This window comes from Streptococcus suis (assembly GCF_002960625.1).
GTDB classification, from domain to species: domain Bacteria; phylum Bacillota; class Bacilli; order Lactobacillales; family Streptococcaceae; genus Streptococcus; species Streptococcus suis_T.
Map to the genome: position 1 here is coordinate 123,767 of NZ_POJH01000030.1, position 23,982 is coordinate 147,748.

14 protein-coding genes are annotated in these 23,982 nt (G+C 44.6%); 12 read left to right on the forward strand and 2 right to left on the reverse strand.

The window, feature by feature from the left end:
- Positions 1 to 9 precede the first annotated feature (9 nt).
- The 6 genes from C1G49_RS06615 to leuS all read left to right on the forward strand — a co-directional run bounded on the left by C1G49_RS06615 (position 10) and on the right by leuS (position 8,978).
- A complete protein-coding gene (locus C1G49_RS06615) occupies positions 10 to 774 on the forward strand; it encodes a metal ABC transporter ATP-binding protein (protein WP_105125064.1) in 765 nt (254 codons plus the stop codon).
- Positions 767 to 1,627, forward strand: a complete 861-nt coding sequence (locus C1G49_RS06620; protein ID WP_105125065.1) for a metal ABC transporter permease — start codon at positions 767 to 769, stop codon at positions 1,625 to 1,627. Before C1G49_RS06615 ends, C1G49_RS06620 begins: the two co-directional genes overlap by 8 nt.
- A complete protein-coding gene (locus C1G49_RS06625; protein WP_105125066.1) occupies positions 1,620 to 2,447 on the forward strand; it encodes a metal ABC transporter permease in 828 nt (275 codons plus the stop codon). The genes C1G49_RS06620 and C1G49_RS06625 overlap by 8 nt, the downstream gene beginning before the upstream one ends.
- Before the next feature lie 68 nt (positions 2,448 to 2,515).
- Positions 2,516 to 4,408 carry a M13 family metallopeptidase gene (locus tag C1G49_RS06630; protein WP_105125067.1) on the forward strand — a complete coding sequence of 631 codons (1,893 nt, stop codon included), beginning with the start codon at positions 2,516 to 2,518 and terminating at the stop codon, positions 4,406 to 4,408.
- A 116-nt stretch (positions 4,409 to 4,524) separates the two neighbouring features.
- Complete coding sequence (locus C1G49_RS06635; RefSeq protein ID WP_105125068.1) at positions 4,525 to 6,366, forward strand: glycerophosphodiester phosphodiesterase family protein; 1,842 nt, start codon at positions 4,525 to 4,527, stop codon at positions 6,364 to 6,366.
- A gap of 110 nt (positions 6,367 to 6,476) precedes the next feature.
- Positions 6,477 to 8,978 carry a leucine--tRNA ligase gene (gene leuS / locus C1G49_RS06640; RefSeq protein WP_105125069.1) on the forward strand — a complete coding sequence of 834 codons (2,502 nt, stop codon included), beginning with the start codon at positions 6,477 to 6,479 and terminating at the stop codon, positions 8,976 to 8,978.
- Positions 8,979 to 9,028: 50 nt separating this feature from the next.
- Here the strand turns inward: leuS and C1G49_RS06645 are convergent, their stop codons facing one another.
- Entirely contained in the window at positions 9,029 to 9,793 is a 765-nt protein-coding gene (locus tag C1G49_RS06645; protein ID WP_105125070.1) for an alpha/beta fold hydrolase, read from the reverse strand.
- 367 nt (positions 9,794 to 10,160) lie between these two features.
- On the opposite strand from C1G49_RS06645, the gene C1G49_RS06650 reads away from it, so the two are divergent.
- Positions 10,161 to 10,787: a CHAP domain-containing protein gene (locus C1G49_RS06650; protein ID WP_105118626.1), complete on the forward strand. Its 627-nt coding sequence runs from the start codon at positions 10,161 to 10,163 to the stop codon at positions 10,785 to 10,787.
- A 263-nt stretch (positions 10,788 to 11,050) separates the two neighbouring features.
- Here the strand turns inward: C1G49_RS06650 and C1G49_RS06655 are convergent, their stop codons facing one another.
- Positions 11,051 to 13,459, reverse strand: coding sequence for an SEC10/PgrA surface exclusion domain-containing protein (locus C1G49_RS06655; protein ID WP_105125100.1), 2,409 nt, complete (start codon positions 13,457 to 13,459; stop codon positions 11,051 to 11,053).
- Between the two features lie 240 nt (positions 13,460 to 13,699).
- Between C1G49_RS06655 and C1G49_RS06660 the strand changes: the two genes are divergently transcribed.
- The 5 genes from C1G49_RS06660 (at position 13,700) to C1G49_RS06680 (ending at position 23,815) form a co-directional block, all read left to right on the forward strand.
- A complete protein-coding gene (locus tag C1G49_RS06660) occupies positions 13,700 to 14,509 on the forward strand; it encodes an amino acid ABC transporter substrate-binding protein (protein WP_105125071.1) in 810 nt (269 codons plus the stop codon).
- 12 nt (positions 14,510 to 14,521) lie between these two features.
- The gene (locus C1G49_RS06665) at positions 14,522 to 15,181 is read left to right on the forward strand and encodes an amino acid ABC transporter permease (RefSeq protein ID WP_105125072.1); all 660 of its coding nucleotides are present in this window, start codon (positions 14,522 to 14,524) and stop codon (positions 15,179 to 15,181) included.
- 9 nt (positions 15,182 to 15,190) lie between these two features.
- Positions 15,191 to 15,934, forward strand: coding sequence for an amino acid ABC transporter ATP-binding protein (locus C1G49_RS06670; protein WP_105125073.1), 744 nt, complete (start codon positions 15,191 to 15,193; stop codon positions 15,932 to 15,934).
- A gap of 158 nt (positions 15,935 to 16,092) precedes the next feature.
- A complete protein-coding gene (locus tag C1G49_RS06675; protein WP_105125074.1) occupies positions 16,093 to 17,034 on the forward strand; it encodes a LacI family DNA-binding transcriptional regulator in 942 nt (313 codons plus the stop codon).
- 112 nt (positions 17,035 to 17,146) lie between these two features.
- On the forward strand, positions 17,147 to 23,815 hold the full coding sequence (locus C1G49_RS06680; protein ID WP_161942097.1) for a pullulanase: 6,669 nt from the start codon (positions 17,147 to 17,149) through the stop codon (positions 23,813 to 23,815).
- Positions 23,816 to 23,982 lie beyond the last annotated feature (167 nt).

Consider the following 23,982-nt stretch of genomic DNA (forward strand, 5'->3'; position numbering starts at 1 on the left):
GTTGGAAGAATGGAAGAAATACTGAGAGTTGAAGACTTGTCCTTGCACTATGGTGCAGGACAGGTCAAGGCTCTAGATCAGGTCAGTTTTCAGCTGCCCAAGGGTTGTCGTGCGGCTTTGGTCGGACCAAATGGTGCAGGGAAATCCAGCTTGTTCAAGGCCATCTTGGGCTTAGAAAAAGGGGTGACGGGCAAGGTCTCGCTACTGGGTCAGTCGCAGCGGTTGGACCAAGTCATTCAGAAAAAGGTTGCCTATATTCCCCAAGCCAGCCAGGTCAACTGGCAGTTTCCTGCAAGGGTTCTGGATATTGTCCTGATGGGGCGGTTTGCCCATACCAGTGGTTTCTTCCGCCGACCAAGTTCCTTGGATAAGGAAAAGGCAGAGCAGGCTCTGGAAGAGATGAAGATCAGTGATTTACGCAATCGTCAGATTGATCAGTTATCGGGAGGTCAGCGGCAACGAGTCTTTCTAGCTAGGGCCTTGGCTCAGGAAGCTGAACTCTACATGATGGACGAGCCTTTGGCTGGGATTGATCAGGTGACAGAGCACGTCATCATGGACTGTTTGAAGAAGTTCCAGCAAGAAGGCAAGACCTCTTTGGTCATCCACCATGACCTTTTGACCTTGGAAAAGTATTTTGACTATGTCCTCTGGCTCAATGGTCGCTTGGTGGCAGAGGGGGCTATGGAGCAGGTGGATTTGCTGCAAGCCTATCAGGCTGCCTATGGTCAGGAACCTGCCTTGTTTCTAAAGGAGGGGCTTGGTCATGTTTGATCTCTTGCAGGACTATTCTTTTTGGACAGTAGCTCTGGGAACCCTTGTTTTAGCCTTGGCGGCTAGTCAAATCGGGACCATTAGCGTCTTGACTAGGCAGAGTTTAATCGGAGATAGCTTGGGGCATGCGGCCTATCCAGGTATCATCCTGTCCTATATGGTCTTTCAGTCACGCCAACCCCTGCTCCTCTTGATTGGAGCGGTGGCTTCGGGTTACCTGTCCTATGGTCTGGTTAGCTGGCTCTGTCGAGGAGGACGGACCAGTCGGGTCAATGCCTTGGCCCTGGTTTCAGCGGCTTTTTTTGGACTGGGCTTGGTTCTCAAGCAGTATGTTCAGGGCAATGTTGCCTTTCAAGGAGTTGCCCAGGCAGGCTTGGAAAACTATGTTTTTGGTCAGGCTGCCTTTATGCAACTGGATGATGTTGTATTGATTTGCCTAGTAGCCTTGCTAGCCTTGTTCCTATTTGGCTGGCACTACCAGTCACTTAAGCTTTATCTGTTTGACAGACAATTTGCCAAGCTAGTGGGGATTCCTGTGGAAAAGATTGACCGCCTGACCTTGTTTCTGATGATGAGTTTGATTGCGGTTGGCTTGAAGGTGGTTGGGGCTATCCTGATGAGTAGTTTCTTGATAGCTCCAGCCGTCTTTGGCTTGCTTTTAGGAAAGTCCTATGGCCAGACCTTGGTATTAGCAGCAGGAATTGCTGGATTTTCAGCCCTTCTTGGAAGCTATGTGAGTTCGGTGGTGACAGGGTTATCGACTGGGCCGGCTATTATTGTTTGCTTAAGCTTGTCCTCTTTAGTGGCTTTTGCTTATGTGACCTATATCAGAAAGGAGAATGCAGGTGCTTGAGGTCTTATTGATTTTACTAGCTGTCGGTTCTTCTTGTGGCTTGATTGGGTCTGTCCTGGTGGTACGCAATCAGGCCATGCTGGCAGATGCCTTGTCCCACTCGGTCCTCTTGGGCATTGTACTGGGCTTCTTTGTCAGTCACAGCCTAGATTCCCCCCTGCTCTTGTTTGGGGCGGCGGTTTTTGGTCTACTGACAGTTCTAGCGATTGAGGGGCTACACACTCGCAAGTTGGCTCAGGATGCGGCGACGGGCTTGCTCTTTACCTTTTTCTTTGCCCTAGCTGTTATTCTCATCTCCCTCTTTGCCCGTAATGTCCATCTGGACTTGGATATGGTTCTGATGGGCGAGGTGCTCTTTGCCCCTCTTAACAGGTTGGACCTCTTTGGTCTATCCCTACCCTTGGCCTTGGTCAAGTCCGTCGGGCTCTTGCTGGTCTTGCTGGTCTTCTTTTTCTTGAATTTTCAAGCTCTGACTCTCTATCTCTTGGACAAGGAGCAGGCTAAACTCCAAGGGATTGCCACTAAAAGGCTGGAGTTGGGATTGATTTTTCTGGTTTCCTTGACAACGGTATCGTCCTTTGAGGCGGTCGGCTCCATGGCGGTCATTGTTTTCTTACTAGCACCCAGCATGGCAGCTTTACCTTGGTCGAAGCATTTCTGTCAGTTTTTAGTTTTGGGGCAATGCTGCGCCATTCTGATGATTGTTCTAGGCTTTGGTCTTGCCAGCTGGCTTGACCTGACCATGTCTGGAACCTGTTCGGTCATGGGGCTTCTGACAGTCTGCGTCAGCTTTTTCCTAAAAAATACCCTAAAAATTTAGTTTGGCAAATGAAATTGTCAGACTTTTTTGTTATTATAGTAAGTAACACACAAGCAAAGGAGAAAATAATGACACGTTTACAAGATGATTTTTACGAATACGTCAATGGTGAATGGGCAAAAACAGCCGTCATTCCAGATGATAAGCCAAGAACAGGTGGATTTTCAGACCTGGCGGACGAGATTGAAAAGCTCATGATTGATACGACAAATGCTTGGTTGACGGGGGAAACTGTCCCAGAAGATAGCATTTTGCAAAACTTCGTGGCTTTCCACAAACAAGTAGCCGACTATGAAACCCGTGACCGTTTGGGAGCAGAGCCCGCTCAGGCCTTGATTGAAGAGTACAAGGCTCTCAACTCTTTCGAAGAATTTACCAGCAAGTTGGCAGAATATGAGTTGGCAGGCAAGCCAAACCTCATGCCTTTTGGCGTGGCACCTGACTTTATGGATGCCCAAACCAATGTTCTTTGGGCAGATTCTCTAGGCATTATCTTGCCAGATACGACCTACTATGAAGAAGGTCATGAAAAAGGAGCCGAATTGCTCAAAATGTGGAGAGAGAGTCAAGAAGCTCTCTTGCCTAAGTTCGGTTTCAGCGATGAGGAAATCAAGGATCTCCTAGATAAACGTTTGGAATTGGATGCTAAGATTGCCAAGTATGTCTTGTCAAATGAAGAGGGTTCTGAGTACGCCAAACTCTATCATCCGTATGAGTGGGCAGATTTTACTGCTTTGGCACCAGAGTTGCCTTTGGATGATTTCTTCACAGCGATTTTAGGGCAAACGCCAGACAAGATTATCGTGCCTGAGGAACGCTTCTGGCAGGCTGCTAAGGAAATTTACAGTGCGGATAATTGGGAGCTTTTGAAGGCGACCTTGATTTTGAAAGCGGCAGGAGCTTATACAGCCTTCCTGTCGGATGAAATCCGTATTCTAGCAGGAGCCTACAGCCGTGCCCTTTCTGGTACACCGCAGGCTCAAAACCAAGAAAAAGCAGCCTACAATCTGGCACAAGGTTACTTTAACCAAGCCCTCGGTCTTTGGTATGCTGGAGAAAAATTCTCACCAGAAGCTAAGGCGGATGTGGAAGCAAAAGTTGCCAAGATGATTGAGGTCTACAAGTCTCGTTTGGAAACGGCAGACTGGTTGGCTCAGGAAACGCGTGACAAGGCCATTGTCAAACTCAATGTTATCAAGCCTTACATCGGCTACCCAGAAGCCTTGCCAGAGCGTTACTATAAGAAGATTGTTGACCCAAGTAAGTCCTTGGTGGAAAATGCCATCGAACTAAACAAGATTGACATTGCTCATGGTTGGAGTAAGTGGAACAAGCCTGTGGACATGAAGGAATGGGGCATGCCAGCTCATATGGTCAATGCCTACTACAACCCACAGAAAAACTTGATTGTCTTTCCAGCAGCCATTTTGCAGGCGCCTTTCTACTCGCTAGAACAGTCTTCATCAGCTAACTACGGCGGTATCGGTGCCGTCATTGCCCACGAGATTTCCCATGCCTTTGACTCAAACGGTGCTTCCTTTGATGAGAACGGCAGTCTCAACAACTGGTGGACAGAGGAAGACTATGCAGCCTTTGAAGCCCGTACTCAGCAGGTCATCGACCAGTTTGAAGGTCAGGATTCTTACGGTGCCAAAATCAATGGTAAGTTGACTGTGTCAGAAAACATTGCCGACCTTGGTGGGATTGCTGCAGCCTTAGAAGCAGCCAAGTCAGAAGATGACTTCTCCGCAGAGGAATTCTTCACTAACTTTGCTCGCATCTGGCGGATGAAGGCCCGTCCTGAGTTCATGCAGATGTTGGCTAGTGTGGATGTTCATGCACCAGGTCACCTACGCACCAACATCCAGCTACCAAACTTCGATGAATTCCATGAAACCTTTGGCGTTCAAGAAGGCGACGGCATGTGGCGTGCAAAAGAAGACCGCGTGATTATTTGGTAAAACAGACAAAGGTTGGGATTTCCCAGCCTTTTCTTGTGGGAAATAGCACTCTCTAGTCGGCATTGTTACAGAATATAAATTATGGTACAATAACAAAAAAACTTTTCGGAGGAGATATGAAAACAGGAAAGAAGGTTTCAACCAGCTGGGCCTTTCGTGGTCGGATTGTCTGGCTTTTCACTAAATACCAATTGCTTAGTAAGGGGCTGTTGGCTCTAGTGATTTATCCCTTGTATTCCTTTGCCATTGATACTTTTTTAGCCTTATCAGGGCGGACAGGGATTTCCAGTGGGGACTATGTATCCTTTCTTTTGAGCTTCCAAGGGATTGGCTTTCTTTTGGCGACCTTGGTCATGATGGTGATTTTGATTGGTTTAGATATCAACACCTTTATCTTGACCAGTGCTCTTATAAAGGAAGAAAAGATTGAAATGACCGCCCGGCACATGCTCTGGCTGGGCTTGACCTCTCTCAAGTCCCTCTTTAGTCCAGCAGGCCTCTTGCTCATGGTCTATGTGTCCTTGATTTTCCCGCTCTTGGGCTTGGGTGTCACCATTGGCCCTATGCGTCAGTTCCAGATTCCCAACTTTATCACTTCGGTGATTTATGCCAACCCTCTTTATCTATCGCTTTATATAGGAGTTCTCCTGATATTGACCTATCTGAGCTATCGACTGATATTCACCTTCCACTATGTTCTCATTGGTGGGAAAACGATTGGTTCAGCTATTCGCTCCTCTCTTGACCTGACAAAGAAATACGGTCGAGCGCTCATCAAGCGACTTGTCGGGATTTTTGTGAAAAATGGCCTTGTCTACTTTTTCCCTCTCTTTGTTGCCTTGGTAGCCCTGCTTACCTATGTTTTGGCCAGTCAGGCAGAGCAGACAAATCAAAGTCGTTTGTATCTCTTGTTTATCCTCCTTGTAGTCGTGGATATTGTCAGCTTTCTAACCTTCCTCTTTCCGCCGATGATGATTTATCGAGTGACAGAAGCCTTTTATGACTACGAAGAGGCTGAGGGTCGTACTGCAGCGGTCACACTTTCGACCAAGGCCAGTAAGTGGCGGGAGGACATCTTGCCGACCATTCGCCTGCGTACCAAGTTTTTGGTGACCAGCTTGATTCTGCTCATCTTGGCAGGAAATTTTGGCTTTGCTTACTTGTTGGTGCAGCATTTTGACACGATTTTCCGTGTAAATCGTGAGATTGCCTTAGTCGCCCACCGTGGTGGAGGTGACCTGGGTGCTGAAAATACGATTGCAGGTATTTTAGCAGCTGCGGAGGAAGGGGTGGCCTGGTCTGAGATTGATATTCAACGGACCAAAGACGGTCACTATGTCCTCAACCATGACGGTGATTTCAAGCGTGTTGCTGGTGACAGCCGTAGTTCTAGTGAGATGACTCTGGCTGAAATCCAAGACTTGCAAGTTGCCGATGCCTTTGACAGCAGCCGTCCAGCCCAGCCTGTTCCTACGATTGAGGAGGTGATCGAAGCCAGCAAGGGTAAGATTGGCCTCTTTATCGAGTTAAAAGGTAAAACAGCTGACAAGCAAATGGTGGATGACATTGTTGCCATGGTCAAGGCCTATGGTGTTGAAAAGGAAGTGGCTCTGCTGTCTTTGGACTACAAGCTGATTACCTACATCGAAGAAACCTATCCTGAGATGGTGTCTGGCTACCTCTATTATTTCTCAATTGGTCAGACAGAAGATTTGCAGGGCGATTATCTGATTATGGAAGAGGCAGAAGCTAGTCCAGAAAAGGTAGCAGACCTGAAAGCCCAAGGCAAGAAAGTTATTGTCTGGACAGTCAATACAGATGAATCCATCCAACGCTTTGTCAACTCAGAAGTTGACGGCATCATCACGGACTATGTTCTTGATGTCAAGGCTGGCATCAAGGCGCGTGATGAACGGACGGACTTTGAAGTCATTGTGGATTCGGTTCTGGGGGAATAATACTCAATAAACATGAAAAAGCTATTTTTAGCAGGGTTTACAATCCTGCTTTTTTCTTTCCTGATTTCGTGATATAATAAGAAAATAATCAATTTTATTGGAGAAATGATATGAGCTTCTACAATCACAAGGAAATCGAGCCCAAATGGCAGGAATTTTGGGCAAAAAATCATACTTTTAAGACGGGAACAGATGCGGACAAGCCAAACTTTTATGCCCTAGATATGTTCCCTTATCCGTCTGGGGCGGGCTTGCACGTTGGTCACCCAGAGGGCTATACGGCGACCGACATTCTCAGCCGTTACAAGCGTGCCCAAGGCTACAACGTTCTTCACCCAATGGGCTGGGATGCCTTTGGTTTGCCAGCAGAGCAATACGCAATGGACACGGGAAATGACCCAGCTGACTTTACGGCAGAAAACATCGCCAACTTCAAGCGTCAGATTAACGCCCTTGGCTTTTCTTACGACTGGGACCGTGAGGTAAATACGACAGACCCTAACTACTACAAGTGGACCCAGTGGATTTTCACCAAGTTGTATGAAAAAGGCCTCGCCTATGAGGCAGAAGTGCCTGTCAACTGGGTAGAGGAATTGGGAACGGCGATCGCCAACGAAGAGGTCCTTCCTGACGGAACGTCTGAACGTGGTGGTTATCCAGTTGTCCGCAAGCCAATGCGTCAATGGATGCTGAAAATCACAGCCTATGCGGAGCGTTTGCTCAACGACCTAGAAGAAGTTGATTGGCCAGAGTCAATCAAGGACATGCAACGCAACTGGATTGGTAAGTCAACGGGTGCCAATGTGACCTTCAAAATCAAGGGCACAGACAAGGACTTCACTGTTTTCACAACTCGTCCTGATACCCTTTTCGGTGCGACCTACGCAGTCCTTGCCCCTGAGCATGACTTGGTAGATAGTATCACATCAGCTGAACAAGCAGAAGCTGTGGCAGAATACAAACGCCAAGCCTCTCTCAAATCAGACCTGGCTCGTACTGACCTGGCTAAAGACAAGACAGGTGTTTGGACAGGTGCCTACGCCATCAACCCTGTGAACAACAAGGAAATACCAATCTGGATTGCGGACTATGTGCTAGCAAGCTACGGAACAGGTGCTATCATGGCTGTTCCTGCTCACGATGAGCGTGACTGGGAATTTGCCAAGCAGTTTGGTTTGGACATCATTCCAGTTCTGGAAGGTGGCAATGTAGAAGAAGCTCCTTATACAGAGGACGGTGCCCACATCAATTCTGACTTCCTAGATGGTCTTAACAAGGAAGAAGCTATTGCCAAAATGGTGGCTTGGTTGGAAGAAAATGGTGTAGGTCAGGAGAAAATTTCTTACCGCCTCCGCGACTGGCTCTTCAGCCGCCAGCGTTATTGGGGTGAGCCAATTCCAATCATCCACTGGGAAGACGGCACTTCCACAGCAGTACCAGAAAATGAGTTACCTCTGGTATTGCCAAAAACCTCAGACATCAAGCCTTCAGGTACAGGGGAATCGCCGCTTGCTAACCTGGCAGACTGGTTGGAAGTGGTGCGGGAAGACGGCGTAAAAGGTCGCCGTGAGACCAACACCATGCCACAATGGGCGGGTTCTAGCTGGTACTACCTTCGCTATATCGACCCGCACAACGATGAGAAATTGGCAGATGAGGAGCTTCTCAAAGCTTGGTTGCCGGTGGATATTTACATCGGTGGTGCCGAGCACGCGGTCCTTCACCTGCTCTACGCTCGCTTCTGGCACAAGTTCCTCTATGACCTTGGCGTTGTACCGACCAAAGAGCCATTCCAAAAACTCTTTAACCAGGGCATGATTTTGGGAACTAGCTACCGCGACAGCCGTGGTGCCCTTGTAGCGACAGATAAAGTTGAAAAACGTGATGGTTCTTTCTTCAACATCGAAACTGGTGAAGAGTTGGAGCAGGCACCTGCTAAGATGTCCAAGTCCCTTAAAAACGTAGTCAACCCAGACGATGTGGTTGAGCAGTTCGGTGCGGACACCCTCCGTGTCTACGAGATGTTCATGGGCCCACTTGACGCGTCAATCGCTTGGTCAGAAGAAGGCCTCGAAGGTAGCCGTAAGTTCCTGGACCGTGTTTATCGCCTGCTTACAACGAAGGAAATTTCTTCGGAAAATAGCGGAGCGCTTGATAAAGTGTACCATGAAACTGTGAAGACGGTGACAGAGCATATTGAAGACCTGAAATTCAACACGGCTATCGCCCAGCTCATGATTTTTGTCAACGCAGCCAACAAGGAAGATAAGCTCTATGTCGAATACGCCAAAGGCTTTGTCCAATTGATTGCTCCATTTGCGCCACACTTGGCAGAAGAACTCTGGCAGGGTCTGGTAGCAACAGACCAGTCAATCAGCTATGTCGCATGGCCAATCTATGACGAAAGCAAGCTGGTAGAAAGCGAAGTGGAAATCGTTGTCCAAATCAAGGGCAAGGTAAAAGCCCGCTTGACCGTTGCCAAAGACTTAGCACCAGCAGAACTTGAAAAAATTGCCCTTGCAGACGAAAAAGTCCAAGCTGAAATCGCTGGTCAAACAGTGGTGAAGGTGATTACGGTTCCGAACAAACTAGTTAATATTGTTGTGAAATAAATGTAAATAATAAGAAAACGACTTCCGTCTTGGAGGTCGTTTTTGGCTGTCTATAGATACTTCTTCTCGCTCAACCAAGCGTGGATAACAGAGAGGGTTTTGTCTTGGAACTTGCCAGACTCGTACATATGGTCTGCACTTGTTAGGGAGACCAGAACAGAGTCCTTGTAGTTTTTTGCTGTTTTTCGGGCAATAGCAGAAACGGTCATCTTGTCTTCGCTTCCTGTGATGACTAGGACAGGTCCTGTAATTTTGCTGAAATCGACGTATCCTGCTCTGCTTTTATCAAAGAAAGGAAAGACCATCTGGGTATAGACCTTGCCAGACTCAGGTACTAAGGTCTTGAAAATATCTTCTTTGAGGGCAGGGTCCTGAACGTTTAAGCAGTAGCGGAAGAACTCATCCTTGTAAGGTGGCATGGGCTTTTTCCAAAATCCCCAGCGTAAGAAATGGCGGATGAAGCAACGAATCATGGTAGGGTAGAAAGCGAAGATATCTGCTGTCGGAGCAGGGCCCATGAGAATCATGCCAGCCACCTGTGTGCGTTCAGCGACCATTTGGGCGAGTAAACAGCCCAGAGAATGTCCCAAGAGTAAAGGTGGCTCTTCCAAACTTTCAACCAAGGTCACCAAGTCATCGGCATAGTCTGTCAGACTAACCGCACCGACCTTTTCCATAACCTCATCATAGGGCAAGTTGTGGTAGCGTAGGCTAGGTGTATGAACCCGCAAGCCCGTTTTTTCTAGCTTACTAGCGAAATTTCCCCATACCGAACCGTCACACCAGGTTCCGTGAATTAACACAATATCTTTCATAAACAAACTCCTGACATTTATTTCTATTATAGCATGCTGAAAGTCAAATGTTAACTACCTGCAAAACAGCTGTCATACTTGTTACATTTCTTTAAGTCTTGTGCAAGATAAATTGGTTAGGATAGATGAAGAAGTAATACTCTTCGAAAATCAACCTCAGACGTTGTTGACTTGATTTGATGACTGAAAAGCTCCTGAGGAGGTTTTCAGCCTATTCCCTTGAAATATAAAAGGAACAGAGTTCTATCTGCATCAGTGTGAAACGAACTTCGTTCGCCTATTTCCAACCTCCAAAGGTTCCCCGAACCTTTGGAGCAAGTCTGATTTCGATTTTCATTGAGTATAATTTGAAAGGATTTGAATAGGTATGAATAAACACAAACTTCACAAAACAATGAAAGTTGCCCTTGCTACTGCTATCTTGGGAGGAATGCTAGCTTTGGGACAAGAAGCTGTTAAGGCGGACACAGAATTGACAGATAGTCCTAGTCTATCAGTCTTAACGGTTCAGGTTGAGCAGGAAGAGCAGTTGAAACAAGAAGCAGAGGCTAAAGCTGCAGCTGAAAAGGCTGCGGCAGAAAAAGCAGCTGCGGAAGCCGCAGCCCAAGCAGCCCTTGCTACGAATATGGTATCAGAGGTTGCTGTAGAATACACAGCCAATACCTATCCTGCTGGTCAATGTACATGGGGAGCCAAAGAAATGGCGCCTTGGGTTGGCAACTATTGGGGAAATGGTGGCGACTGGGCAGCCAGTGCAGCAGCTCTTGGTTATGAAGTAGGAACCACTCCTAAGGTTGGCGCAATCGCTGTCTGGACAGACGGTGGCTATGGTCACGTTGCCTATGTTACCGATGTAGCGGCTGATGGTACCATTCAAGTAATGGAATCAAACTATGGCGGAGCCTACTATCCAAGCAATGTACGTGGCTTCTTTGATCCAACAACCACTAGCGAAGGAACTGTAAGTTATATTTACCCTCCAGCTGGGGTATAAACACTCATGAGAGAAGAGGAGGAACGTCTTGAAGACTTTCTTCCTTACTTTTTTTGTAGCTGTACATTCTCAAATAAAGAAAAAGCTACCTGTACTCTCCATTGTGTTGGAATGTAGAGTGTCTAAACAGAAAAAGACCAGAATTCTAACTTTAATTAGAATTCTGGTCCAAAAGTAAATTGACTTACACACAGCTGACTATCTTTCAGAACAATCCTGAATACGTTCGCTTAGTTTGCTGTTATATGCAATATTTATCGTTATTAGATGCTATCTTCATTACGGCGACGTTTGTGAATTACAAACCCGAGTAAAGCTAATGCTACTCCGAAAACAGTAGCGAAATAATCTGTTTCTTCACCTGTATTTGGTAGATTAGATGCAACTTTGCTTGTTTTGACATGATTTGATGTTGGTGCCTGTGGTTTTGTCACATTTGCAACGGCAAGCTGAGTTTGAGTTGTAATAGAGGATGGGACCTGTGGTTTTGTTTTATTAGGAACGGTTACTTGAGTTTGAGTAATAGATGGAGCAGGTACTTGTTTCGTCAATTTTGCTTCCAATTGTACTTTCAAATCTTGGAGTAAGTCGTAGTAGGTCTGAGTCATTTCTAGGGTGGCTTTAGCTTTGTTTAGTTCCAATTGCTTGGTAGCCAAATCTGCTTCAGCTTGTTCAAGAACTGTACGAGCATCATTGAAATTTTGTTTTGCATTTTTTAGACGTTCTACGTAGGCTTTGGCTTCGGTAACAGCTGTTTCTGCTGTAACAACCGTTGCTTGAGCTTCTGTTAATGCTTGGTTGGCACTTGATAGAGCAGATTGAAGGTTTGAAAGTTTAGTTTTCTCTGTATCAACCTTGTTTTGAGTTGCTGTAACAGTAGATTGCTTGGTTGCAACGAGTGCTTTAGCACTATTCAAGGCTTCCAATTTAGCCTTCAAAGCAGCATCGCTATTCAAGGCAGACAAGGCTTGTTGATATTCTGTTTTGGCTTTTTCTAAATCTTCTTTAGCATATTTTAAAGAAATTTCAGCACTAGGAGTTTTTTCGAATGTGGCTTCTAACTTCGCTAAAGCATCCTGCGCTTCACGTAGAGCAGTACGGGCGGTTGCAAGGGCTTTTTGCTTTGTATCAATTTCAGAAGTCAGGTTGCTGTATGGATTTGTCAAGACAGGTTCATTATTTGCAGCTGTCTGGTTGTTTTGAATTAATTTTTCGCGCGAAACCAGAGCAATACTGTTGTAATTGTTACGTCTAGAGCCTTCCTTAGTGTCAGCATGGTATTCGTAGACGAGAATATTTCCTTTTAAGTCATAAGATTCCAACAGTCCGAGGACACTTAAGGAACTACTCAATGATTCGTTATTATATGGTACAAATAATGCTCCGATAATGGTATCATAAATCTGTTGCTTTAGCTCATCAACAGTCATCTGAGGTTTTAATGGATTTACAGCATCGGACACTTGGCGAAAGGCAGTCACTGTCTTATATGGATGAGAGTTATTATAAACGGTAGATGCGGCTGCTAAATCATAGAATAAAGTGTTGTTCGCAATCGATGCTGCCTTGACATCTTTAGAAAATTGTAAACCTGTTTCGGTAACTGTAATAGGACCGCTTCCAGTTTGCGTACGAACTTGATTGATTAGGTCTGCGGCAAAAAAGGTCAAGTCTCGTAAGATTTCATCAGACATGGTATTGACATCGATCAGTGTGTTCTTGTCTTTGTTGTTCGATACGTAATTATTTATTGCCTTATTCGTAGCAGCAAGAGCAAAGAGATTGTTGATATCTTTAACGCGGCCACTAACTTCTTGTGAAGCTTTAACAGCAGCCAAATAGTCAGAGTTAATGGTAATTGTATTTCGTACGGTATCTGCATCAGCAATCTCAGCTTCTTTTGACTTGACCTCGGCTTCAGCAGCGACTACATTAGTCTTAGCTACCGTAATATTAGCTAGACGTTCGGCATCTGCCTGTTTAGCAGTTTGTACCTCGGCCTCTGCAGTAGATACTTTCGCTTGTGCAGCATCCACAGTCGCTTGTTTTTCAGCAACAAGTGTAGTAGCTGCTGATTTTTCGCTATCAATGGCCTTTTGAGCGTTTGATTCTGCCTCTTGCGCTGTGACTAAGTCAGCTTTTGCAGTTGCTAAATCTGATTCTGCACTTGTAATTGCCGCTTCTTGGTTGGCGACAGCTTCTTTCGCAGTATCGACAGTTGCTTGTTTTTCAGTTACAGTTTGATTGGCAATTGTTACTGATTTTTCAGCTTCAGAAACAGCAAGTTCAGCTTGAGAGATAGTTTCTGGAGTAGCTGCATTTAGGTCTTGCTCGGCTTGGCTGAGATTTTGTTTAGCTGTTTCGACAGTATTCGTTGCCGTTGCTTCTGCGGTTTCTGCACTAGTGACAGCTGCTTTAGCCTCAGTCAATTCTGTCGTAGCCTCAGCAATAGCTGTATCAACAGTAGTGACATCTTCTGGAGTTACTTCGTTTGCCGCAACCTCTACAGGGATGCTGGCTTTTAATGTTTCTAGGTCTGAGATTCCTTGAGTCTTAATAGCTTCAATTGTTTCAGGATTTGGCTTTACCTCTTCAGCCTCTACCTGATTTGCAATAGCTGTAGCTAGGAAAGCAGAGCATAAAAATAACGACTTGATCAAATTCTTTTTCATAGAATCTCCAATATATGTTTATTTTTATCTAGCATAACTCAAAAATAAATTTAAGTCAATAAATACTTATGAATATTCATAAAGAAATGTAAATTACGAACGATAATATCTTGTAGACCTTTTTTCACAACCATGCTTCTGTTTTAAAATTTTTATACCCCTGATAGAAATTATATATTGGCTCATAAGATTCTTTCGTGATATGATAGTACAATCTGAAAAAGAAAGAGTGTACAATTCATGAAAAAATTAGCTTTATTTGCAACAACAGCCCTAGCAGCTTTTACTTTAGCAGCCTGCAGTTCTTCAACATCAACTAGCTCATCAAGCAGCACAGACAAAACTCTCTTGGCACAAATCAAAGAAGAAGGTGTCATTCAAATCGGTACGGAAGGTGCCTATGCTCCTTACTCTTACCACGATGAGAGTGGAAAATTGGTCGGTTACGATGTAGAAGTGGCTGAAGCAGTTGCTGAGAAATTGGGCGTTAAGGTCGAGTTTGTTGAAACCAAGTGGGATTCCATGATTGCAGGTTTGGACGTAGCACGTTTTGATACTATTGCTAACCAGGTCGGTGTGACAGACGAGCGCAAAGAAAAATATGATTTTTCAACACCATATACCTATATCTATGGAGCCTTGGTAACTCAGAAAGACAATACAGAGATTACAGGTTTTGCTGACTTGGCAGGTAAAAAATCTGCTAACAGCTTGACAAGTAACTGGGCTGATTTGGCACGTGAAAACGGTGCTGAAGTTGTTGGTGTAGATGGATTTGCACAGGCTGTTGAATTGTTGAATACAAACCGTGTGGATGTGACCATCAATGACAACTTGGTTTACTTGGATTACCTCAAGCAACACGCAGATGCACCGATTAAACTGGTGGCTTTGACAGACGATGTTTCTACAACAGCCTTCCCAGTGGTTAAAGGAAATGAAGACCTAGTAAAAGAAATTGATGCAGCCTTGGCTGAATTGGCAAGCGAAGGTAAACTAGCTGAAATTTCAAACAAATACTTTGGCGAAGACGTATCAAAAGCCAAGTAAGCAGGAGAAACTATGACAGATAGAGTATGGCAATTAGTGATTGACTCATTTTCGCAGATACTTGTTCCAGGATTGTTGGTGACCATTCCACTGACAATCCTGTCTTTTGCCTTTGGCTTATTGTTGGCAATTGGAACTGCCTTGGTACAGGTAGCCAATCTTCCAGTACTCAAGCAACTGGCTCGCTTTTACATCTGGATCATCCGTGGGACCCCCCTCTTGGTCCAGCTCTATGTCATTTTTTATGGCTTACCAAGTTTGGGTCTGGTCATCGATGCCTTTCCATCGGCAGTCTTAGTCTTTTCCATTAACTCAGGTGCTTACGTTGCGGAAACCATTCGGGCTTCTATCGAGTCCGTACCTAAGGGGCAGTTGGAGGCTGGTTATTCTGTCGGGATGAGTTTTGCCCAGACCATGCGCCGTATTATTCTTCCCCAAGCCTTTCGAGTGGCCTTCCCACCTTTGTCTAATACTTTGATTGGTTTGGTCAAGGACACGTCACTGGCAGCCAACATTACGGTCTTGGAGATGTTTATGGCAACTCAGCAGATTGCGGCTAGAACCTACGAGCCTTTTATTCTTTACTGTGAAGTTGCCCTTATCTACCTACTCTTTTCAACCATTTTGACCAAACTGCAAGCCTTTGGTGAGAAGAAGCTGGCGGTTTATTAGGAGGTTCAGATGATTCAAGCAAGTGGAATAGAACTGGCCTTTCATGGTCAGCAGGTTTTAAAGGGGATTGATGTTCAGGTCAATCCTGGAGAGGTGGTTGTCATCTTGGGTCCATCTGGCTCAGGTAAAACGACCCTACTTCGTTCCTTGAACTTTTTGGAAAAAGCTGACGCGGGTCACTTGGTTTTCGGTGAGGACAGCTATGACTTGGCTAAGATTAGCCACAAGGAAATTGCTGCCATTCGCAAACGAACAGCCTTTGTTTTTCAAAACTACAATCTCTTTGCCAACAAGACTGCCCTACAAAATGTGACGGAAGGCTTAATTGTAGCTCGGAAAATACCCAAGCAAGAGGCTGAAAGAATTGGTAAGGCAGCCTTGGACAAGGTTGGTTTGTCGGACAAATATGATTTTTACCCAAGCCAGCTTTCAGGAGGTCAACAGCAACGGGTTGGCATTGCTAGAGCCATTGCGACCAATCCAGAGGTTATTTACTTTGATGAACCTACCTCTGCTCTCGATCCTGAGTTAATCGGAGAGGTTCTGACTGTCATGATGCAGTTGGCTAAGGAAGGCATGACCATGGTAGTAGTAACGCATGAGATGGGCTTTGCGCGTGCAGTGGCTGATCGGGTTATTTTTATGGATGGGGGGCAGATTATTGAAGAAGGTCGACCAGAAGATATTTTTGACCATCCAAAAGAAGAACGAACCAAGCAATTCTTGGCTCGCATCCAGAAAGAAGATATATAGAATGAAAACACTAGCTTTGCTGGTGTTTTTTAGTTCCCTAAGGAAATATATGTTATAACTATCAAAACGTTTTTGATTTTTTTAGATAAATTCGATATAATAGAATAAGGAAAACGTTTGCATGAAACAGAGGGATATAAAGAAAGTAGGAGGTGTCAATGACAACTTTAGCGGATGTGGCTAGGCTAGCCAATGTATCGAAGATGACAGTTTCGCGTGTACTCAACCATCCTGAACAAGTTACGTCGGAGTTACGCACTTTGGTCACAGCTGCGATGGAGGAGCTACATTATAAGCCAAATGTTGTAGCCAAGGCCTTGGCTCAACAGCAAACCTTAATTGTGCAGGTAGTTATCCTAGAAAAAATGGATGTTGTTGAACCATATTACATTGATTTATTGCAAGGAATAGCGAGGGAATTGAATCAACGAAATTATACCTTACAACTAGTAACAGATTCGAAGATGGTGACGGATCAGTGTGATGGCTACATTGTGACAGGTGCCAGAAAGTCAGATTATTCATGGTTGAAAAGTTTAGGAAAACCGCTTATATTATTTGGAGAGAATAGCGAAGGGCTACCATTTGTTGATTCAGATAACATGGAAGCAACTCAGGTAGCAACGGAATTCGCCCTTTCTAAAGGGTATGAACAGGTTTTCTTTGTGGGCATTGATTTGGAAGAGCCTTTTGAAGAAAGGCGGGAAGAAGGCTATAGAAAGGCTATGGAAGGTCGAGAAAGCCGCTTGTATCGATTAGCAAATCATTCTCATGTCGCAGAAGAATTTATCAGAAATTTAAACGATTTACCAGGTAAGACCTGTTTTGTCTGTGCTTCGGATCGCCTAGCACTGGGAATTACAAGAGGGCTGCAAGCTATTGGAAAATCCATTCCACAGGAAGTTGGTGTTATTGGATTCGATGGATTTTTTATTGACAGAATTTCAAATCCGAGGCTGACGACCATGAAGCAACCGATTCAAAAAATGGGGGCAATCAGTGTAAAGTTGTTGATGGAAATGCTTGATGGAAAACCATTGACCAGCTTGGCTCATTTTTGCCGAGCAGAATTAATAGAACGAGAGACTACACCTCAGTAGTTTCTTTTTTTGTTGATTTTTGTTACCGATAACATTTGAGAAAACGTTTGCAAAGACCGTATAAGATTGTATATACTTATACTATAAAAAATCAATTTACGTGGAGGAGCCTATGAAAAAGAAATCCATTCGTGAGATGAAATCAAGTGGCATGTTTGAGAAAAAACAATTTTTTAGCATTCGTAAATTTAATATCGGAGTTGCATCCGTCGGGATTGCGACAGCTTTTTTGATGTCTGGGACAGGTCATATGGTCCATGCTGAAGAGGTGATGGCGACTACTGTTACAAGTGTTTCAGAGCAACCGGTTGAAACAGACAGAACTGGTGCTACTACACATCCTACTGGAGTATCTGAAACAGTTGAGACTCCAGCAGTAACGGAGGTTGTTGAAACAGTAGATAATGCATCAGCAGAACCGCTGGCAACTACTGCAACACCTGTGGCAGAAAGAGCTGCAGCAGAATCTCCTATCGAAGAAGGCAGCATTCGTCTGCACTTTGAAAATGTAGATGAAACAGCGCCAGAGAGCCAAGGATTGTGGACTTGGGGTGGAGTGGCAGAGCCGTCCGATGGTAATCAATGGCCAAGGGATACAGCGAATTTTTCAAGCAGTCAGGTAGATGACTACGGCCATTACGTTGATATTAAAAAATCTGAGACACCAGGAACGATTGGTTATCTGGTTCTCAAGAATGGGGAAAAAATAACAGAATCGGACCAGAAAGTGGAGCTTCTTGTTCCGGAACAAAATGAGGCTTGGATTGCTAGTGATTATAGCGTGTCTAGCTATGAGCCGCTCAAAGATGAAAATGTCCTCCGCATAAATTACACACGTGAAGACAACAATTATGATGGTTGGGGCGTTTGGACTTGGGGCGATACGACCGAAGCGAGTGATGGCTGGCCAACAGGTGCCGTTGACTTTAAACTTGGCAAATACGGCGCCTATGTTGACATTCCTCTATCGAATGGTTTAGATTCTAAACTTGGATTTCTGCTAATCAATCAGAATAATCCAGATTTGGCAGGCAATAAAACAATTGATTTAGCCTTTGCAGATCGTAAACGGCATAGCCAAATTTTCCTTCGCAATGACGACGACAAAGTCTATACCAATCCATATTTTATCGAAGAGAAAGTAGAACTTGATACCAGCAAGGCGACTCCGGGTACAAAAAATGTGACCCTTGAGGCTAGTAGCAAAGCACCATTCAACTACAATGAAAGTGGCTTGGTATCTGTAACTGTCACCAACCCTGAAAATGCTGAGATTGTCAAAATGGAAGTCGATACAAGTGCCATCGGCGGAGGCCTTGTGCCAATCTCTACTGAGCTCAATCGTGTGACCATTAAAGCGACGTCTAGCACAGCGCCAGGGACATATAGTCTTCCTGTAAAGGTCTATGACAAGGACAACGGTTACTACGAAACTAGCCTAGATGTGACCATTCCAGAGCGTATCAAGGCAGATGGTGAAAAAGACTGGGACGAGCAAGTTATCTACTTTATGATGACAGACCGTTTCTACAATGGGGACACCAGCAATGACAAGCTAGTGGAAGGAACAGCCACCAACCCACGCGGTCTTTACCAGGGCGGTGACTTCAAAGGAGTGACAGCCAAGCTGGACTACTTGAAAGAATTGGGTGTGGATTCTATCTGGCTGACTCCGATTGTGGAAAATATTCCACAGAATGTCGGTAGCGCAACAGATGGAGAGTACTATGCTTATCATGGTTACTGGGCATCCAATTTTGAGAAACTTAATCCGCATTTGGGAAGTTTAGCCGACTTCCACGAATTGATTGATGCCGCGGCAGAAAAAGGAATAAACATTGTTGTTGACGTGGTGCTTAACCATGCTGGCTATGGTACAGAAGAAACCTTTGCAGGTATGGTACGAACTAAGGAAGAAGATAGGCAGGGAGATGACCAATTAGGCTCATTATCTGGATTACCAGACTTCAAGACAGAAGAAGCTGCGGTTCGCAATCAGTTGGTTGCTTGGCAGGCATCTTGGTTGGAACGCTCAACAACTGCCAAGGGCAACTCTATCTATGCTTTCCGTGTCGATACAGTCAAACACGTTGATGATACCACATGGCAACATTTCAAAAATGAATTGGTGGATAGAGATCCTGACTTCCACTTGATTGGGGAAACTTGGGGAGCGAATTATAAGGATACCAAGGGTGACTTGGGAGTCGGTACTATGGACAGCTTGTTGGACTTTGGCTTCAAGGATATTGCCAAATATCTGGTCAATGGTCAACTAAAAGCAGCTGGGAAAGAGCTGGAAGAGCGTAGCAAGGTTCTGACTAGTGCAGCTTCTCTGGGTCAATTCTTGGGTAGTCATGACGAAGATGGTTTCCTCTACAGTATCGGTGGCGCAGAAAAAGAAGGAAATCTGGACAAACTGAAATTGGCTGCTAGTCTTTTGATTACTGCTAAAGGTCAGCCAGTCATCTACTACGGTGAAGAAGTGGGACAATCTGGGCAAAACAACTGGCCAGTTTATGACAACCGGTATGATTTCGATTGGAGCAAGGTAGAGACTAGCGACATCACAGACCACTATCAGAAATTGTTGGCTTTCCGCAATGCCAATTCAACATTGCTATCACGTGGTGATACAACAACCCTTGCTGGAAATGATAGCCAAGGTTGGCTTATTAGCAAACGCAGTTACCAAGATCAAGCAGCCTATCTTGTCTTCTCAACCAATACCGAGAACAAGGAAATGGCGCTTGAAGTATCTGGTAAAGATGTGGTTGTAACAGATGCCTACACAGGAAAATCTTATCAAGCTCTCGAGAAAGACGGTAAATGGGTTGTTCAAGTCGAACTGCCAACAATCGGTCAAGGTGGCACCATGCTCCTTCAGACAGAAGCAGGTGACATCGTCAATGCAAGTGTGCAAGGAGCGACTGAAGAACCAATTGAAGCCGGCTACTTCCGTGTTCACTTTAAAACTCTACCATCTGATAATGTATCTAGCTTAGGTTTATGGACATGGGATGATGTCGAAAAACCATCGTCAGATCTTGGTGCTTGGCCAACGGGTGCAACCAATTTCAGCACTGCTAAGCAGGATGACTATGGCTATTATCTGGACATCAAGATGAAAGATGAAACAGCCAGCAAGATTAGTCTGTTGATTAATAACACTTCTGGTGATAACATCACAGGTGACAAGACTATTGAACGGATGAGCACCAAGATGAATGAAGCTTGGTTTGATGAAAACTATCAACTCAGCCTCTATCAACCGCTCAAAGAAGGCTACATCCGTATCAATTACTTCCGTACCGATGGCAATTATGACCAAAAAGGTCTCTGGATTTGGGGTGATGTGACTGACATTACCTTGGGTGACTGGCCAAATGGTATTGATTTTGAAAACCAAGGCAAGTACGGTGCCTATATTGATGTCAAATTGACAGATTTACCAAGTTCCATTGGCTTCTTGCTATTGGATGAAAGCAAGTCAGGAGACGATGTGAAGATTCAACAGAAAGATTATAGCTTTAAAGATTTGAAAAATCAGACACAAATCTTCCTCAAGGATGATGATGCGACTATTTACACCAACCCTTATTTTGTCAATAATGTCCGTGTAACAGGTGTTTCTCATGTTAGCCTAACAGCTCTAGAAGCAGCCTTTACAACGCTGGAAGGTGCTGATAAGGATAGCATCTTGGAGAAATTGTCTGTAACAGATAAAAATGGTCAGACAGTTGCTGTGACGGACCTTGTCTTGGATGCAACAAGCAACAAGGTGCGAGTCCTTGGGGATTTCAACCAAGAAAATGCGGGCTATACCCTCAAATATGGCAATGATAGCTTCACAACAACTATGAGCTGGCAATTGAAGGATGAGCTCTATGCTTATGATGGAGAACTTGGTGCGCGTGTGAGTCAGGCTGGTAGTGTCGTTGATATGACTCTCTGGTCTCCAAGTGCAGACAGTGTAGCAGTTGTTCTTTATGATAAGGATGACCAGTCTAAGGTGGTCGGTAAATTGGCCATGACCAAGGGCGATAAGGGACAATGGGACCTTGAATTGAATGGTCAATCAGGTCTTGGTATCGCGGACTATCGTGGTTACTACTACCATTATGAAATCACTCGTGGGGATCAAGCTGTTCTTGTCTTAGATCCATATGCTAAATCTTTAGCGGAGTGGAATAGTGATTTGGCAGATACAGATCCATCTTATCGTATTGCCAAAGCGGCGATTGTGGATCCATCAGAAGTTGGTCCAAGCGATTTGAACTATACCACAATTCCTAACTTCAATCAGCGTGAAGATGCGATTATCTATGAAGCACATGTTCGTGACTTCACATCCGATCCTGCAATTTCGGATGAATTGACAGCTCAGTTCGGTACCTTTGCGGCTTTTGCAGAGCGTCTCAGCTACCTCAAGGAATTGGGTGTGACCCATATTCAACTGCTCCCAGTTATGAGTTACTATTTTGTCAATGAATTGAAAAATGCAGAGCGGATGAGTGATTACGCGTCAAGCAACAGTAACTACAACTGGGGTTATGATCCACAGAGTTATTTTGCCTTTACAGGTATGTATTCTACAGATCCGACCGATCCAATGAAACGCATCGAGGAATTTAAAAACCTGGTCAATGAAATTCACAAACAAGGCATGGGTGTGATTTTGGATGTGGTGTATAACCACACTTCTAAGACTTTCTTATTTGAAGATTTAGAGCCAAACTATTATCACTTCATGGAGGCAGATGGTACGGCTAAATCAAGCTTTGGTGGTGGTCGTCTGGGAACCACTCACTACATGAGCCGCCGTGTCTTAGTTGATTCCATCAAGTATCTTGTGGATGAGTTTAAGGTAGATGGTTTCCGCTTCGATATGATGGGGGACCATGATGCCGAAGCAATTGAGCTGGCCTTTACCGAGGCTCAAAAACTCAATCCAAACATTATTATGCTTGGTGAAGGATGGAGAACCTTTACAGGTGATGCCAATCAGCCTGTTCAGCCAGCGGACCAAGACTGGATGAGTTCAACAGATACGGTTGCAGTATTCTCAGATGACATTCGCAACACACTTAAATCTGGTTATCCAAACGAAGGTCAGCCAGCCTTTATCACAGGTGGTGCTAAGAGTGTAGAATCTGTCTTCAATAACATCAAGGCACAACCAGGCAATTTCTTGGCAGATGATCCAGGTGATGTGATTCAGTATATTGCTGCGCATGATAACTTGACCCTCTTTGATATTATCGCTCAGTCCATCAAGAAAGATCCGTCAGTTGCTGAAAACTACACTGAAATTCACCAACGTCAACGTTTGGGTAATTTGTTAGTTTTGACTGCTCAAGGGACACCGTTTATCCATTCTGGTCAGGAGTATGGACGGACCAAACAGTTCCGCCATCCTGATTACAAGGAGCCAGTTTCAGAGGACAAGGTACCGAACAAAGCTCATTTGTTGACCAATGCAGATGGAACGCCATTTGACTATCCATACTACATTCATGATTCTTATGATTCATCGGATGCGGTCAACAAGTTTGACTGGACCAAAGCGACAGATGAGGCGCTCTATCCAGAGAATACCCGTACTCAGGCCTTTACAAAAGGATTGATTGCCTTGCGCAAATCTACAGATGCCTTCCGTTTGGGAACAAAAGACCAAGTCGATCAAATGGTTAGCTTGATTTCAATTCCAGGTCAAAATGGTATTGCTACAAACGATGTGGTTATTGCCTATCAAACCATTGCAAGCAACGGTGATCGCTATGCTGTCTTTGTCAATGCTGACAGTAAGGAACGTAGTTTTGTTCTTTCAGATATTTACAAAGACTTACTGCAGGGTCAAGTACTGGTTGACGGTGAACGTGCAGGTGTAGAAGCATTGTCTGATTTAGTGGGTGTCGAATTGACTGATAGCGCAGTTGTTCTTGCACCTTTGACAGCAACAGTGATTCGTTTGCCTTATATCATCACAGAAGTTCCGGATACAGCCCCTACTGCTGAAGAAAAACCAACCCTAGAATTTACTACGAAAGAACGTACAGAAGAATCTGTCCTTCCGATTGCAGAGGAAGTTCGCTATGATACAACTCTTGCAAAAGGTCAATCTTATGTGCTTCAAGAAGGTAAGGCAGGTAAGCGAGTCTTGGTTTATCAAGATGTCTTGGTTGATGTCAAGGTGGTCGCTACTAACTTGTTATCAGAAACAGTTGTAGATGGTGAGGCACGGATTGTTGTACAAGGCAGTCTAGTTACAGAAGTTCCGGATACAGCCCCTACTGCTGAAGAAAAACCAACCCTAGACTTTACTACGAAAGAACGTACAGAAGAATCTGTCCTTCCGATTGCAGAGGAAGTTCGCTATGATGAAACTCTTGCTAAGGGTCAATCCTATGTCCTACAAGAAGGTAAGGCAGGCAAGAAAGTCTTGGTTTATCAAGATGTCTTGGTTGATGGCAAGGTAGTAGCAACAAACTTGTTATCAGAAACTCTTGTAGATGGTGAGACACGGATTGTTGTTGAGGGTAGCAAGGAAGTGATAAAAGAAGTAGCGAAATCAGAAGCAGTTGAGAAGCAAGAGATATTGAAACCAAGTCTTTCTACTCCAACGGCTCAAGTGTCTGAACAGGTTACCAGTACATCAAACAAAGAAAGCCTACCAGCTACAGGAGACCGTCAGAGCGATTTGGCTCTCTTAGGACTCGGACTTGCAGGACTTGGTTTGACAGTCGCTGCACAAGGAAGGAATAAAAAGCCAGAAGAATAATGAGCTTTCCTCCAAAGAGACTAGGAACCCCGATGGTTCTGGTCTCTTTTTATTTGGTGGATAGAAGCAGGCTACTTATTCAATTTTATTATTTATACTCTTCGAAAATCAAAAGCAGACGTTGTTGACTTGATTTGATGAACTTCCGTTCTATCTACATCTGCGTC